This window comes from Mesorhizobium sp. M6A.T.Cr.TU.016.01.1.1, assembly GCF_003952585.1.
Classification (GTDB): Bacteria; Pseudomonadota; Alphaproteobacteria; order Rhizobiales; family Rhizobiaceae; genus Mesorhizobium; species Mesorhizobium mediterraneum.
Genome location: NZ_CP034452.1, coordinates 5,544,551 through 5,560,127 on the forward strand (window position 1 = coordinate 5,544,551; position 15,577 = coordinate 5,560,127).

General features: G+C 62.3%; 14 protein-coding genes. 10 read left to right on the plus strand and 4 right to left on the minus strand.

Going from position 1 to position 15,577, the window contains the following annotated elements; translation table 11 throughout:
• Positions 1 to 69: 69 nt before the first annotated feature.
• The 5 genes from EJ075_RS26790 (at position 70) to EJ075_RS26810 (ending at position 3,884) form a co-directional block, all read left to right on the plus strand.
• Complete coding sequence (locus EJ075_RS26790) at positions 70 to 1,443, plus strand: 3-deoxy-7-phosphoheptulonate synthase class II (protein ID WP_126106399.1); 1,374 nt, start codon at positions 70 to 72, stop codon at positions 1,441 to 1,443.
• Positions 1,444 to 1,631: 188 nt separating this feature from the next.
• On the plus strand, positions 1,632 to 2,189 hold the full coding sequence (locus tag EJ075_RS26795; protein WP_126106400.1) for a dihydrofolate reductase family protein: 558 nt from the start codon (positions 1,632 to 1,634) through the stop codon (positions 2,187 to 2,189).
• Between the two features lie 192 nt (positions 2,190 to 2,381).
• On the plus strand, positions 2,382 to 2,801 hold the full coding sequence (locus EJ075_RS26800; RefSeq protein ID WP_126107478.1) for a GFA family protein: 420 nt from the start codon (positions 2,382 to 2,384) through the stop codon (positions 2,799 to 2,801).
• 95 nt (positions 2,802 to 2,896) lie between these two features.
• On the plus strand, positions 2,897 to 3,256 hold the full coding sequence (locus EJ075_RS26805) for a diacylglycerol kinase (RefSeq protein ID WP_029352991.1): 360 nt from the start codon (positions 2,897 to 2,899) through the stop codon (positions 3,254 to 3,256).
• Between the two features lie 40 nt (positions 3,257 to 3,296).
• Positions 3,297 to 3,884, plus strand: coding sequence for a hemerythrin domain-containing protein (locus tag EJ075_RS26810; protein ID WP_126106401.1), 588 nt, complete (start codon positions 3,297 to 3,299; stop codon positions 3,882 to 3,884).
• 3 nt (positions 3,885 to 3,887) lie between these two features.
• Here the strand turns inward: EJ075_RS26810 and EJ075_RS26815 are convergent, their stop codons facing one another.
• Positions 3,888 to 4,475: a DedA family protein gene (locus EJ075_RS26815; RefSeq protein ID WP_126106402.1), complete on the minus strand. Its 588-nt coding sequence runs from the start codon at positions 4,473 to 4,475 to the stop codon at positions 3,888 to 3,890.
• Entirely contained in the window at positions 4,472 to 5,035 is a 564-nt protein-coding gene (locus tag EJ075_RS26820) for a DUF1003 domain-containing protein (RefSeq protein ID WP_126106403.1), read from the minus strand. Before EJ075_RS26820 ends, EJ075_RS26815 begins: the two co-directional genes overlap by 4 nt.
• A gap of 84 nt (positions 5,036 to 5,119) precedes the next feature.
• Between EJ075_RS26820 and EJ075_RS26825 the strand changes: the two genes are divergently transcribed.
• The 5 genes from EJ075_RS26825 to gltX all read left to right on the plus strand — a co-directional run bounded on the left by EJ075_RS26825 (position 5,120) and on the right by gltX (position 11,931).
• On the plus strand, positions 5,120 to 5,833 hold the full coding sequence (locus EJ075_RS26825; protein WP_126106404.1) for a DNA-3-methyladenine glycosylase I: 714 nt from the start codon (positions 5,120 to 5,122) through the stop codon (positions 5,831 to 5,833).
• Positions 5,834 to 5,941: 108 nt separating this feature from the next.
• Complete coding sequence (locus tag EJ075_RS26830) at positions 5,942 to 7,657, plus strand: NAD+ synthase (protein WP_126106405.1); 1,716 nt, start codon at positions 5,942 to 5,944, stop codon at positions 7,655 to 7,657.
• A gap of 55 nt (positions 7,658 to 7,712) precedes the next feature.
• Positions 7,713 to 8,126, plus strand: coding sequence for a GNAT family N-acetyltransferase (locus EJ075_RS26835; RefSeq protein WP_126106406.1), 414 nt, complete (start codon positions 7,713 to 7,715; stop codon positions 8,124 to 8,126).
• 489 nt (positions 8,127 to 8,615) lie between these two features.
• The gene (locus EJ075_RS26840; RefSeq protein ID WP_126106407.1) at positions 8,616 to 10,421 is read left to right on the plus strand and encodes an ABC transporter ATP-binding protein; all 1,806 of its coding nucleotides are present in this window, start codon (positions 8,616 to 8,618) and stop codon (positions 10,419 to 10,421) included.
• Positions 10,422 to 10,557: 136 nt separating this feature from the next.
• Entirely contained in the window at positions 10,558 to 11,931 is a 1,374-nt protein-coding gene (gene gltX / locus EJ075_RS26845) for a glutamate--tRNA ligase (protein ID WP_126106408.1), read from the plus strand.
• Here gltX and EJ075_RS26850 read toward each other — a convergent pair.
• Together EJ075_RS26850 and EJ075_RS26855 are read right to left on the minus strand one after the other, a co-directional pair.
• Positions 11,849 to 13,045 carry a DUF2865 domain-containing protein gene (locus tag EJ075_RS26850; protein WP_126106409.1) on the minus strand — a complete coding sequence of 399 codons (1,197 nt, stop codon included), beginning with the start codon at positions 13,043 to 13,045 and terminating at the stop codon, positions 11,849 to 11,851. The two genes, gltX and EJ075_RS26850, sit on opposite strands and share 83 nt — an antisense overlap.
• 81 nt (positions 13,046 to 13,126) lie before the next feature.
• Entirely contained in the window at positions 13,127 to 15,451 is a 2,325-nt protein-coding gene (locus EJ075_RS26855; protein WP_126106410.1) for an NADP-dependent malic enzyme, read from the minus strand.
• Positions 15,452 to 15,577: the final 126 nt, after the last annotated feature.

Sequence of the window (15,577 nt, forward strand, 5' to 3'; positions counted from 1 at the left end):
GCCGCGATCCCCATATTGGGGCGAAATGGCGGGCGATAGTACTCGCTGGAAAGAACGTTGGGTGCAACGATGACGAAATGGTCGCCGAATTCGTGGAGAGCAAAGCCGATCCAGCAGGTTCCTGCCTATCCGGATCATGCCGCGCTGAAGAACACGGAAGCCCAGCTCGCCACCTTTCCGCCGCTGGTTTTTGCAGGTGAGGCACGCAAGCTGAAGAAGCAGCTTGCGACCGTCGCTGCCGGTGACGCATTCCTTCTGCAGGGCGGTGATTGCGCCGAGAGTTTTGCCGAGCATGGCGCGGACAACATCCGCGACTTCTTCCGCGTCTTCCTGCAGATGTCTGTGGTGCTGACCTTCGCCGGCGCGCAGCCGGTGGTGAAGGTCGGCCGTGTCGCCGGCCAGTTCGCCAAGCCGCGCTCGTCCGACAACGAGACCAAGGGTGGCGTGACGCTGCCCAGCTATCGCGGCGACATCATCAACGGCATCGAGTTCGACGCCAAGTCGCGCATTCCCGACCCTGCACGCCAGGAGATGGCCTACCGCCAGTCGGCGGCGACGCTCAACCTGCTGCGTGCCTTCGCCCAGGGCGGCTACGCCAGCCTCGAGAACGTGCATCAATGGATGCTGGGCTTTGTGTCCGACAGCCCGCAGGGTGAGAAATACGAGTCGCTCGCCAACCGCATCACCGAGACGATGGACTTCATGAAGGCTGTCGGTATCACCTCGGAGACCAACTACGCGCTGCGCGAGACCGATTTCTACACCAGCCACGAAGCGCTGCTGCTCGGCTACGAGGAGGCGCTGACCCGAGTCGATTCGACGTCAGGCGATTGGTACGCCACTTCCGGGCACATGATCTGGATCGGCGATCGCACCCGCCAGCCCGACCATGCCCATGTCGAATACTGCCGTGGCATCAAGAACCCGCTGGGCCTGAAATGCGGCCCGTCGCTGACGCCGGACGGCTTGCTGCAGCTCATCGATCTGCTCAATCCGGAAAACGAGCCCGGCCGGCTGACGCTGATCGCGCGCTTCGGTTCCGACAAGGTCGCCGACCATCTGCCGAAGCTGGTCCGAGCTGTGAAGAAGGAAGGCCGCAGCGTGGTGTGGTCGTCGGATCCGATGCATGGCAACACCATCGAGGCCGCCGGCTACAAGACGCGGCCGTTCGACCGCATCCTGAAGGAGGTGCAGACCTTCTTCGAAGTGCATCGCGCCGAAGGCACCCATTCGGGCGGCATCCATATCGAGATGACCGGCAAGAACGTCACCGAATGCACCGGTGGCGCCCGCGCCATCACCGCCGAAGAGCTCCAGGATCGCTACCACACCCATTGCGACCCGCGCCTCAACGCCGACCAGGCGATCGAGCTGGCGTTCCTGGTCTCGGATCTGCTGAAAAAGAGCCACCCGGTCCAGCACAAGCAGGCCGTCAACGGCTGATTTCAGCGGCGTCGAAATTGACGATCCCACGAAGCGCCGGAGAAATCCGGCGCTTCTTGATTCAGCCGGCGGGCCTCGTTGTGCCGGTCCCGCGAAGTTCCGCATTGAATTCCGGGCGCCTTGCGATAAACTGATTGCGAAATGCAATCGGTTATGCACCTTGCGCGAGGAACAGAACGGAGGCGCCGATGGCCAGGATCGTCTATGCCATGCTGATGTCCCTGGACGGCTATATCGCCGGGCCGGACGGAGACATTGCCTTGCCGGTACCCGAAGGGGAGTTGCACCGGCATTTCAACGACATGATGAGACAGACCTCGATCGCGCTCTGTGGACGCCGGATGTACGAGGCGATGCGCTTCTGGGACAGCCCGGACCGCGAGATCGGCACCGCGGAGGTCGAGCTGGATTTTGCCCACGCCTGGCGCGAGACTCCGAAGATCGTGTTTTCGACGACGCTTCGGGAAGTCGGACCTAGTGCCAGGCTGGTGAATGGCGATGTCGAGAACGTGGTGAGGTCTCTCAAGTCGGAAACGGATGGCCAGATCACCGTCGCCGGCGCCGATCTTGCCTCGCAACTCGCACGATCCGGTCTCATCGACGAGTACCGGCTCTACATGCACCCGGTCGTGCTGGGCGGCGGCAAGCCGTACTTCCAGTCTGGCCTGTCGCTGACGTTGAAGCCGCTTGGCACGGAAAGCCTGACCCAGGGCGTGACGCTGCTGCGCTACGCACCCTCCGGTTGAGCTGTGGCCTGATGTCGTTTTGTCTAGGAACCGGTCAGCGCCCGCGTTCCAACCGCTTAGTCCAACGTGCTTGCGGAACGCGCCTGTCGAATGTCGCATTTGCTTGGGCACAACCGCTGCAAAACTGGAATCCTGACGGAATGCCGACGACATGGACAGCGATTTGGCATGGCGATTTCGTTGGAGGCCGAGATGGATGATAGTCACAGTGGATCATGCCTGTGCGGAGCCGTGCGGTTCAAGACCCGGGGACCATTGCGCGGCGTCATCTACTGCCACTGCTCCCAGTGCCGGAAACAGAGCGGTCACTTCTACGCTGCAACCAACGTCCCCGACGCAGACATCACAATATCGGGCGCGGAGAGCATCACCTGGTACGAAGCATCTTCGTTTGCCAGCCGCGGCTTTTGCAAGACGTGCGGCTCGGTGCTGTTCTGGAAGCCGCAGGATGAAGAATATGTCTCGGTTCTGGCCGGGCTGTTCGACAAGCCCACCAGACTTCAGGGTCAATGCCACATCTTCGTCGGCGACAAGGGCGACTACTACACGATCGACGACGGGCTGCCGCAGTTCGAGAAGTCGACGCCGTCAATCAAGGTCGCGGACGAGTGACAAGATCGCCGACGAATGATTTTTGCAGTGATCGCCTTATTCCCTTGATCCGGCCGTTGCGCTATCCCCTGCCGGTGATTCGGAAAAGGTTTGGCATGCAGCGGCTGATCGATGCTTTCTTCAATTCAGTGCGGGCGTTTCGCAAATTGGCTTCCAGCGAAAAAGCCTTCCAGCAGGAGCTGATGCTGCTCGTGCTGGCGCTGCCGCTCGGCTGGTTTGTTTCAGTGTCGTGGCGCGGCTATGCGCTGCTGATCGGCGCGGTGCTGCTTCTGATCATGGTCGAAGTGCTGAACACCGGCATCGAGGCGGCATGCGATGCATTCAGCCGGGAATTCAACGTCGATATCCAGCTCGCCAAGGACTGCGGTTCGTTGGCGGTGCTGATTTCGGTGGTGATCGTTGCCGGCGTTTGGGGCATCGCCATCATCGAGCGAATCTTGGGGCTACCGATCTAGTATCTCACCTCTTATATGACGGTCACCAAAGGAGACCGTCATGGGTGAAGGTGCCGATTTTCTACTGCTCGAGCGGGCAGGCCTGCCGGACGATCTGCGCTGGCTGACCGAAAAATATCCGCGAGAGGTCTGGCAGGCGCACTCCAACATTCACGGCATCGCCACTATGTGGCTGCAGCGGCACGACATGTTCCGCGAGCTCGGCGGCATGCTGACCAACGGTATTGGCGACTATCGCGAGGGCAGGCTGACGGCGCCGGAGTTTGCGCGCTGGTTCGCGCCGCGCCTCAACCATTTTCTCGGCCATCTCGACGGCCACCACAATGTCGAGGACCATCATTATTTTCCGGTCTTCGCCAAGGCGGAGACAAGGCTGAAACGCGGCTTCGAGATTCTCGATGCCGATCATCACACGATCCATGAGGGGCTGGAGCGCAATGCCGAGACGGCGAACGCCTTCACCCGCACGCTTCAGGACAGCGAGGACAAGCAGCGCTTCGCCGCCGATGCCTATGCCGACGAGAACAGCCGGCTGATCGCCATGCTAACCCGGCATCTTGCCGATGAGGAAGATTTGATCATTCCGCTGATCCTGGATCGCGGCGACCGCGCGCTCGGCATCGACTGATCCTTACATTTCCTTGGCGCGCTCCTTGCCGGCAACTTGGTGGGCAACGAACCAGGCAAGGATCGCCACGCCCAGGCCAATTGCCAGGGCGATCAGCAATCGCTCGTGACGGGCCAGCGCCTGGCCGACGATGCGCTCGGCGCCCAATCCGAAAACATAGCCGAGGGCGGCGAACAATGCGGCCCAGATGATTGATGAAATGGCGTTGAGGATGACAAAGCGCGCCACGCCAATGCCGGACAATCCGGCGGCGATGCCGCCGACCAGGCGCAGGCCGTAGATAAAGCGGTTCGACAGCACGAAAATGTCGGGATGGCTGGAGACGAGACGATAGGCGTGACTGAAGCCTGGCCGACCCCTCAATTTAATCACGAGCGGATGGTCGGCGAAGCTTCGGCCGAGGGTGAAAAAGAACATGTCGCCGACAAAGGCGCCGAAGGCAGCCGCGAGAAAGGCCTGCCACAGGACGAAGACATGCTGATGCGCGAAAAAACCGCCAAGGAGGGCGGCACTTTCGCCCTCCGCGATACAGCCCAGAAAGACGGCAATCAGCCCATATTGCTCGATGAGATTATGAATGGCATCCGTCATGGAGGCGTCCGCTGCTTCGACAGAATCTCGTCGATCCGCTTCACCTGTTCGGCCAGTTGCGCAATCTCGTCGCGCATGCCGACGATCTGGCTGTGGCGCAGTTCGTCCAGCTTCTCATGCAGCGCCATGATCTCGATCTCGGCCTTGAGATTGACCTCGTAGTCGTGGGCGGCGTCGATCCGATCGCGCTCGGTCTGGCGGTTCTGCGCCATCATGATCACCGGCGCCTGCAGGGCCGCGACCATGGAAAGCACAAGGTTGAGGAAGATGAAGGGGTAGGGGTCAAAGGCGTCGCGCGTCAAAAGCCAGACATTGCCTGCCGTCCACAGGATCAGGAAGGCAATGAATGTCAGGATGAAGGACCACGAGCCGCCGATCCGGGCGATGGTGTCGGCGAGGCGGTCGCCAAACGTCTGGTGAAAGGCGACAGCCTTGTTGGTGTCCTTCGAGATCGTGGTGCGCTCGAGCGTTGATTGCAGCACCCGGTTTTCAAGTGCGCTGAGGCCGTCCGGCTTTCGCTTCAGCCAGCGGTTTGCCAGTTCCTCGATCGTCTTGTTCATCGTCGCCTCCGTCGTCAGCGATAGAGGTAGAGGCTACTGGTTCGCACGGGAAGTGGTAGATTGACGCGATAAGGTGAGGAAACAATGATGGATTTTCAGAAAATCCGCGCCCGCGCGGCCAAACGCAAGGGCGGGGAAGCGGCGCTGGCATCGCTGCTGGGGCCTATGCCCGACAATGCCGCGGTGGCTGACGTTGCCGACGACCGCATCCTTTCGATCATGGCCGAGCGTGTTTTCGCGGCCGGATTCGTTTGGCGCGTCATCGAGCAGAAATGGCCTGGTTTCGAAGAAGCGTTCCTCCGCTTCGAGCCGAAGCGGCTGCTGTTCCAGCCCGATGATTTCTGGCACGACCTGACAGCCGACGAGCGCATCGTGCGCAATCCGCAGAAGATCAAATCCGTTCGGGACAACGCGGCCTTTGTCGAGAGGGTGTCGAAGGAGCATGGCGGCTTCGGCAAATTCCTCGCCGAATGGCCGGCCGATGATCAGGTTGGGCTGATGGCCTATCTCGGCAAGCATGGCAGCCGGCTCGGCGGCCACACCGGCCAGTATTTTCTGAGATGGCTGGACTGGGACGCCTTCATCGTCTCGGCCGACATGGCGGCGGCGCTGCGCGACGCCGGCCTGGACATCGCCGAAACCCCGACCTCGAAGAGGGATCTCGACAAGATCCAGAACCAGATCAATGCCTGGGCGGCGCAAACCGGGCTGCCGCGCCGGCATATTTCGCGCATTCTGGCGATGTCGATCGGCGAGAACCACTCGCCGGAGGCACTGCGCGAATATATGGGCGAATAGGACACGATCCGTCATTCGGTCTGACACGAATGACATATGTCGTTCGATCTAGGGTGGTCCAAATGAACGCCATTGCCCGGCGAATTCTGTCGCGCTAAGTCAGCAGGCATGACCGACAACACCGCTCCCGACATATTGCGCATCGCCGTCGCCCAGCTCAATCCGACGGTTGGCGACGTCGCCGGCAATCTCGCCAAGGCGCGCGAGGCGAGGGCGGATGCCGCTCGCCAGGGCGCAGACCTCGTGCTGTTCACCGAGCTTTTCCTCGGCGGCTATCCACCCGAGGACCTGGTGCTGAAGCCTGCATTCCTGAAGGCCTGCGAACGAGCGGCGAAGGATTTTTCTGGCGATACCGCCGATGGCGGGCCGGGCGTCATCATCGGCACGCCGCTGAAGCGCAAGAGCGGCACGCACAATTCGATCATCGTTGCCGATGGCGGCAAGATCCTTGCCGAGCGCTACAAGCTGGATCTGCCGAACTACGGCGAATTCGACGAGAAGCGCGTCTTCCAGGCTGGCCCTGAAATCCAGGGACCGGTCAATTTCCGCGGCGTGCGCCTGGGGATTCCGATCTGCGAAGACATATGGGGCGATGTCGGCATCTGCGAGACGCTGGCCGAAAGCGGTGCGGAAATCCTGCTGGTGCCGAATGGCTCGCCCTATTATCGCGGCAAGGTCGACGTTCGCCACCAGATCGTCATTCGCCAGGTCATCGAATGCGGATTGCCGATCATCTATGCCAACCAGCTTGGCGGCCAGGACGAGCTGATCTTCGACGGTGCGTCGTTTGCCATAGGTTCTGATAAGACGCTGGCCTTCCAGATGAGCCAGTTCGAGGAGACGGTCAACGTCACCACCTGGAAGCGAAACCGCGCCGCCGCAGGCTCGCAGAATGGAAATCATTCCGAGGGCTGGGTCTGCTCCGAAGGGCCAATGTCGAAAATCCCGGAAAAGGAGGAGGCCGATTACCGCGCCTGCATGCTGGGCCTACGCGATTACGTCAACAAGAACGGTTTCAAGAATGTGGTGCTAGGCCTTTCCGGCGGCATCGATTCGGCGATCTGCGCCGCACTTGCCGTCGATGCGCTCGGCGAGGAACGGCTGCGCGCCGTGATGATGCCTTACCGCTACACTTCGAAGGACTCGCTCAAGGACGCTGAAGATTGCGCCCGTGCGCTTGGGTGCCGCTACGATATCGTGCCGATCTTCGAGCCGGTCGAGGGATTCCTGCATACGCTGACGCAGCTTTTCGAGGGCACCAAGGAAGGCATCACCGAGGAAAACCTGCAGAGCCGCGCGCGCGGCACCATTTTGATGGCGATCTCCAACAAGTTCGGCTCAATGGTGGTCACCACCGGCAACAAAAGCGAGATGTCGGTTGGCTACGCCACGCTCTATGGCGACATGAATGGCGGCTTCAACCCGATCAAGGACCTCTACAAGATGCAGGTCTATGCGCTGTCGCGCTGGCGCAATACGCACGTGCCGCCTGGCGCGCTGGGCCCTTCCGGCGAGGTGATCCCGAGCAACATCATCGACAAGGCGCCGTCGGCGGAACTGCGCGAGAACCAGACGGACCAGGATTCGCTGCCGCCCTATCCGGTGCTGGACGACATCTTGGAGTGTCTGGTCGAGAACGAGATGGGTGTCGACGAGATCGTTGCCCGCGGCCACGACCGGGCGACGGTGACGCGCGTCGAGCATCTGCTCTACATCGCCGAATATAAGCGCCGGCAGGCAGCGCCCGGCGTGAAGATCACCAAAAAGAATTTCGGCCGCGACCGCCGTTATCCCATCACCAACCGGTTCAGGGATGGCGGATAGGCGCCGTTTCTCGCCCCTGTGAAATGGCTGGGGCCGGATGCTCAATGGGATAGCCATGCCTGATTGTGAAATCAGCTTCGACGTGTCGCGGATCGACTTCCGGGCGACCTCCGACCTGTTGATGGCAAGCTACTGGGGCAGCGGGCGCAGCGACGAAGTTCACCGCCGCGCCTTTGCCAACTCGCTTTGCGTCGGTGCTTATGCCGACGGCAAGCAGATCGGCTTTGGCCGGGCGATCACCGACCGCACGGTGTTTGCCTATCTGGCCGATATCATCATCTGGCCGGAATATCGCGGGCGAGGCATCGGCACGCGGCTTGTCCAGGCGCTTATCGATCATCCGGATTGCAAGACAGTCACCCATTGGAGCCTGTCGACGAATGATGCCCATGCGGTCTACGAGAAGCTTGGTTTCAGGCCGTCCACCGATGGCCGCTATATGCGTCTCGACCGCATTTCGACCGCCTGAACGAGGAAATTGCACAACCCGCGATTGTTGCAAAAACGTCTCACTGGTTGGACCAGATGCGCTTTCGGTCGCTCGCTGGCTTGGCGTGGCGGTGAGGCATCTCTATAAACGCCTTTCCGCGATTCCTACGCATCGGCCCGAAAATCGGCATCGATTTTCGGAAAGCACGATGCGCAGATTCAAAGTTAGAGCGTACTTTGTGCGTCCGAATGGACGCATGTCGCTCTAACGGGAGGACCGAATGGCAGGATTTGACATCGTTATGCGAGGCCGCGAAGCCTAGGTCTCAGGAGGCGCGCCAGAAGGTTTTCACCTTCACGCCCAAGCCCATCTGACATCAGGCGTTCGTCGATGCCGGTCGCCGCCCGTCTTCGGGCGAGCCGCCAAATATGCCGAACCTCCGCATTCCCGGGCGCTAATTCGCCCAACGCGGGTTTTTTCAATTTTCGACCTTACCGGGACCGGGCTCGCTTGCGCCCGAATGACATCATGGCTCGTTTTCAGATAGATTTGCGCGCGGGCGCCTTTCGCAGCGTCCTTGGCTTCACGCTTAGCCATTGGCGGCGCCAGCCGTGGCGGCTTACGCTCATCATGGGCACGTTCCTGCTGTCGACCTTGGCCGACGTGCTGACGCCGCTCTATTCGGGCCGGCTGGTCGACGCCGTTGCCAGCAGCGCTGCGGCCGACGATGTCGCGTGGAATGCGGCGATGGCGGCGTTTTCCATGCTGGTGGCTCTGGCGCTCACCGGTGTCGTGCTGCGCAACCTCGCCTTCATGGCCATCGTGGAGCTGACCCTGAAGATGATGGCGGATATCGCCGCCGACGCCTTCCACCGCGTCCAGCGCTTCTCCACCGACTGGCATGCCAACAGCTTCGCCGGGTCGACCGTGCGCAAGATAACGCGCGGCATGTGGGCGCTCGATCTGCTCAACGACACGATCCTGATCGCGCTGCTGCCGTCCGTCGTCATGCTTGTCGGCTCGACGCTGCTGCTCGGCTGGTTCTGGCCGCTGATGGGTGCCGTAGTCGCTGCAGGCTCGGTGCTGTTCATCGCGGTGACGGCGCTGCTGTCGCTTGGCTATGTCGCGCCTGCGGCAAGGCTTGCCAACGCATGGGACACGCGCCTTGGCGGCTCGCTGGCCGATGCGGTGAGCTGCAATGCGGTGGTCAAGGGCTTTGGCGCCGAGGAACGTGAGGAAACGCGCCTTGCCAAGGTGGTTGCCAGATGGCGCGCTCGCACGCGCCGCACCTGGGTGCGCGGCACCGTCAACGGCACCACGCAAGGGGCGATGCTGCTGCTTCTGAGAACCGCGGTGATCGGATTTTCGCTGCTTTTGTGGGCGTGGGGGCAGGCGAGCGCCGGCGATGTCACCTTCGTGCTGACCTCGTTCTTCGTGCTGCAAGGCTATTTGCGCGACATCGGCACGCATATCCGCAATTTGCAGCGCTCGATCAACGACATGGAGGAACTGGTCGACTTCCAGTCCGAGCCGCTCGGCATCGAGGATGTGCCCGGCGCCAAGCCGATCCGCATCACCGACGGCCGCATCAGCTTCGACGATGTCACCTTCCACTATGGCAGCCACCGCCTGCCGCTCTATCGCGACTTTTCGGTGGACATCGCGCCTGGCGAGCGCGTCGGGCTGGTCGGCCATTCGGGCTCGGGCAAGACGACCTTCGTCAAGCTGATCCAGCGCCTTTACGACGTGAACGCGGGAAGCATCCTGATCGACGGCCAGGATATTGCCGGGGTGGCGCAGGCGTCGCTGCGCGGGCAGATCGCCATCGTCCAGCAGGAGCCCATCCTGTTCCACCGGTCGCTGGCCGAAAACATCGCCTATGCCCGGCCGAGCGCCACGCAAGCCGAGATCGAGCACGCCGCGCGGCTGGCCAGCGCGCACGACTTCATCGTCGATCTGCCCAAAGGCTATGGCACGCTGGTCGGCGAGCGCGGCGTGAAACTATCGGGCGGCGAGCGCCAGCGCGTGGCGATCGCGCGCGCTTTCCTCGCCGATGCGCGGATCCTCATCCTGGACGAGGCGACGTCGAGCCTCGATTCGGAATCGGAGGTGCTGATCCAACAGGCGATGGAGCGCTTGATGGTCGGCCGCACGACGCTGGTCATCGCGCACCGGCTTTCAACGGTGCGGGCGCTGGACAGGCTTCTGGTGTTCGATCGCGGCCGCATCGTCGAAGAGGGTTCGCATGACCAGTTGATCCGGCTGCAGGGTGGCATCTACCGCCGGCTGTTCGAGCGCCAGGCGCTCGAATTGACCAAGGGGCTGGTGATCTGACGGGTTACAGCGCCGCGCGCGTGTTAATGGACGCGCGGCGCTGCCGCCTTTTCATCGCCTTCGTCATGTTCTATGTCTGCCGCCAGGCGCGGGGGCGTGTCTTGTCAATACGAAAACCATCCGGTACGCCCCGCCCATGACAGTCACCGTCCGTTTCGCCCCATCACCGACCGGCCGCATTCATATCGGCAATGCGCGCACCGCGCTGTTCAACTGGCTGTTCGCCATGAACAACAAGGGCCGCTTCATCCAGCGTTTCGACGACACCGACGTCGCGCGCTCGACGCAGGAATTCTCCGACGCCATCCTCTACGACCTGCATTGGCTGGGCATCTTTCCGGACGCCACGGAATACCAGTCACGGCGCTTCGAGATCTACGATGCGATGGTGGAGAAATTGAAGGCGGCGCGCCTTCTCTATGCCTGCTACGAAACCCCGGAAGAACTCGATCTCAGGCGCAAGGTGCGCCGCACGCGCGGCCTGCCGCCGGTCTATGGTCGGGAGGCGCTGACGCTGACGCCTGAGCAGGTCGCCGAATACCAGGCAGATGGCCGCCGGCCGCACTGGCGCTTTCTCCTGCCCAATTTCACCAGTGATCCCTTAGCGCCGGAGCGCACCGAAATCCACTGGAACGATCTGGTGCGCGGCGAGGAAACCGTCGATCTTGCCTCGCTTTCCGATCCGGTTCTGCTGCGCGAGGACGGCACCTATCTTTACACGCTGCCTTCAGTGGTCGACGACATCGAAATGTCAGTCAGCCACGTGATCCGCGGCGACGACCACGTCACCAATACCGGCGTGCAAATCGCCCTGTTCCAGGCGCTTGGTGCCGAGCCGCCGGTGTTCGGCCACCATAATCTCTTGACCACCGCATCGGGCGAGGGCCTGTCGAAGCGGAGCGGCGCGCTCTCGATCGAGAGCCTGCGCGAGACCGGCATCGAGCCGATGGCCGTCGCCTCGCTGGCCGTGCTTGTCGGCACCTCGGAAAATGTCGTGGCGGTGCCTGACATGGCCGAGCTTGCCCGGCGCTTCGATCCGGCCGCGACGTCGAAATCTGCCGCCAAGTTCGATCCGGACGAACTCTTCGTGCTCAATCGCACACTGCTGCACCATATGCCGTTTTCCGAGGCGCGTGACCGACTGATCGTGCTCGGCATCTCCGGCGAACAGGCCGAGCCCTTCTGGCTGGCGGTGCGCGGCAATCTCGACAGGCTGGCCGATGCAGCGATCTGGTGGCGCACACTTCGCGACGGCCCGCAGGAGCAGCCGGACTTTTCCGATATCGACCGCGATTTCCTTCGCCAGGCGTTCGATCTTTTGCCGGAAGATCCCTGGAACGGGTCGGTCTGGAAGGAGTGGACGGGCAGGATCAGGGAAGCGACCGGCCGCAAGGGCAAGGCGCTGTTCATGCCGCTCAGGCTGGCGCTTACTGGACAGCCTTCAGGGCCGGAGCTTGCAGACCTGTTGCCGCTGCTGGGTCGGGAAGGAACGCTGGCCCGACGGCCCTGACCTTGCGCCGTTCCGGCGGCAGCAAGGTCGTCGGCGAGGGTTTGACGGCGAGGCGCTTGATGGCTTCGCGATCGAGCCCGCCTTCGACATTGGCCAAAGTCTCCGGGTCGGCGCCTGGATCGGGTCTGGCGGCAGGCACCGGAACGGACGGCGTGGTCTCCACGTCGGCCTCGGACTGCTCCGGGCTTGGCGGATTGCCGGCGATGATCTCGAAATTCCGCGAGGCGTTGCAGCCGCAGGCCGACGGCCGCGATGTTTCGGGCTGCTTGTAGAGATAGGCGGTCGGCAGTTCGCTGTAGGGCCTGCCGGTTATCGAGGACGTCATCGAGGCCGAATCGTCGCCAATGCCGCGCGTATAGAACACCTGCATCTCGGTGCCGGGGCAGCTCGAATCGCAGTTCTTCTGGTCGCGCTCGAAATCGCCCAGCGAGGCGGCGTTCGACATCGGGAAGAAATAGCCGTCGCAGGTGCGCACGCACATTGTGCGGAATTCGCCGCCAAGACGTGGCAGGTCCATGCCGTCTGGCCGATTGATCATGGCGCGGATACCGCGTTGTTCATCGGGATCGCTCGGCTCATCCAGCGCATCGGGCTGACTTCTGGCGTCGCCCAAAAGCCGATCGAGCAGATTTCCTTTGCCGTTTTCACGGTTCGCTTCGGGGACAGGCACACGCTTCGAAGGCACGGCGCTATCATGACAGCCATTGGCGTCGAGCGAGGCCAGTATGCGTGCTCGATCACGTCGCGAGCCGCCGCCGGCGAGCTGCGCGCGCTTGACCTGCAGGGCATCGAGATTGGCGTTCATGCGGTCGAGCGTGGCCTCGAGTGCAGCGCATGCGTTGCGATTGCGGCCGACCAGCGAAAAGCCGCAGCCGGCGCTGTCGAACTGGCGGCTTGCCTTTGAAATCTGCTCGCGCTGCCGCACGATCGCGTCGTCGTACTTCCTGAGCAGGGCCGGCTTGCCACCGCCGCCACGCGCAGCGGCCGCGAGATCGGTCTCCAACTGGCGGCAAACACGGGAGGCGGCATGCGGCTCGGTGACGGCAAAGCTTGATAACGTCAAGGCACCGAGCAGTACGGCGGCACGCGTCAGATTCCACCCTCCGCCCGTCATTCGCCGTGAACTCCGTTTAACAGGCCGTCGCGAAAGCTACCGCTTTGCGGTTGTATATTTAGCTTACCGCGAAAGCCCGCTTTAGCCCAGATTTACGACCGCCTGCGCCTTGTGGGCGGCTTCGACCACGGCGAGTGCCGTCATATTGACGACGCCGCGCGACGTCACCGACGGTGTCAATATATGCGCCGGTCTGTCGGTACCGAGCAGGATCGGCCCGACATGCAGCGCGTCCATCATCGTGCGCAGCGCGGTAAGCGTGATGTTCGCCGAATCGAGATTGGGGAACACCAGCAGATTGGCTTCGCCCTTCAGCCGCGAATGCGGATAGACGCGCTGGCGCAGCTCCTCCGACAGAGCCGAATCGGCATGCATCTCGCCGTCGCATTGCAGGTCGGGCGCGATGCGCGCCAGGATCGCCGCTGCCTGCCGCATCTTGAGCGCGCTCGGCGAATCGCGCGAGCCGAAATCCGAATGCGACAGCAGGGCGGCCTTGGGCTCGATGCCGAAGCGCTGGATTTCTTCCGCCGCCAGCACCGTCATCTCGGCGATTTCCTCGGCCGTCGGATCGACGGTGACATGGGTGTCGGTGAGGAAAATGATGCCGCGCTGCGAGATCAGCATGGAAAGCGTCGACAGGTCGTGATCCCTGATACCGGCGCGCGGGCCAATGATCAGGGTGACATTGCGCAGATGCCGCTCGAAACGTCCTTCCAGGCCGCAGACCATGGCGTCGGCGTCGCCACGCTTGAGGGCAAGTGCTGCGATCACCGTGTTGTCGGTGCGCACCATGGTGCGCGCGGCTTCCGTCGTCACGCCGCGCCGGCCGGCGAGCTCGATCAAAAGGTCGACATAGTGGCGATAACGCGGATCGTCCTCGGGATTGATCAGGCCGAAGTCGACGCCCGGCTTGATGCGCAGCCCGTAGCGTTTCAGCCTGACCTCGATGACATGCGGGCGGCCGATCAGGATTGGCTCGGCGATGCCTTCTTCCAGCACCACTTGCGCGGCTCGCAGCACGCGCTCGTCCTCGCCGTCGGCATAGATGACGCGCTTGGCGTTCGACGTCTTGGCCATCGTGAACACCGGCTTCATGACCAGGCCGGAGCGGAAGACGAAGCGATTCAGCGTGTCGATATAGACCGTCATGTCGGTGATCGGCCGTGTGGCGACGCCGGTGTCGCAGGCGGCCTTGGCCACCGCCGGAGCGATGCGCAGGATCAGCCGCGGATCGAAGGGCGAGGGGATCAGGAAATCGGGCCCGAAGATCGGCGTTTCGCCGGAATAGGCGCGGGCGGCGACATCGGACGGCTCTTCGCGGGCAAGGGCTGCGATCGCCCGCACCGCGGCCATCTTCATCTCTTCGTTGATGGCGCTGGCGCCGCAGTCCAGCGCGCCACGGAATATATAAGGAAAGCAGAGTACGTTGTTGACTTGATTGGGGAAATCGGAGCGGCCGGTGCAGATCATCGCATCGGGTCGTGCAGCTCGTGCCACTTCCGGCATGATCTCGGGATTGGGATTGGCCAGCGCCAGAATCAACGGTTTTGGCGCCATATGCTGGAGCAATTCCGGTTTCAGCACGCCGGCGGCCGAAAGACCGAGGAATACGTCGGCGCCCGGCAGCACATCGGCTAGCGTGCGCGCCTCGGTATCTTTCACGTAGGGGTCTTTCCAGCGGTCCATCTCGTCGACGCGGCCCTTGTAAGCGACGCCGAAACGGTCGGTGACCCAGATGTTTTCGACGCGCGCGCCGAGCAAAACCAGCAAGTTGAGGCAGGCAAGGGCAGCTGCCCCGGCGCCGGAGGTGACGATCTTGATGTCGGAGATCGTCTTGCCGGCAAATTCCAGCCCATTGAGCACGGCGGCGGCGACGATGATCGCGGTGCCGTGCTGGTCGTCATGGAAGACCGGTATGGCCATGCGGGCCTTCAGCCGTTCCTCGACCTCGAAGCATTCGGGCGCCTTTATGTCCTCGAGGTTGATGCCGCCGAAGGTCGGCTCCAGCGCCGAGATCGTCTCGACCATACGCTCGATGTCAGGCGCGTCGATCTCGATGTCGAAGACGTCGATGCCGGCGAACTTCTTGAACAGCACCGCCTTGCCTTCCATCACCGGCTTGGAGGCGAGCGGACCGATATTGCCGAGACCGAGCACCGCCGAACCGTTGGAAACGACGCCAACCAGATTAGCCCGCGCCGTGTAGTCGGCGGCGGTTGCTGGATTGTCGCGGATTTCCAGACAGGGCGCCGCGACGCCCGGCGAATAGGCAAGCGCCAGGTCGCGCTGGTTGCCGAGCGGCTTGGTTGCCTGGATTTCAAGCTTTCCAGGCCGTGGATGCTTGTGAAAATAGAGGGCGGCTTCGTCGAGGTCCGACCGGGCTGCTTTTTTGCTTTCGCCTTCCATACGGGCCTCCCTGCGATCCTGCCTTGACGCCCTTTTAGCATGCAGCGTTGGTTTTTCACGATGCCAAATGACGCAACCGCCAATTAGGCGGAAGAATCATCAAAAACTCATCTATGTCAGATTGTT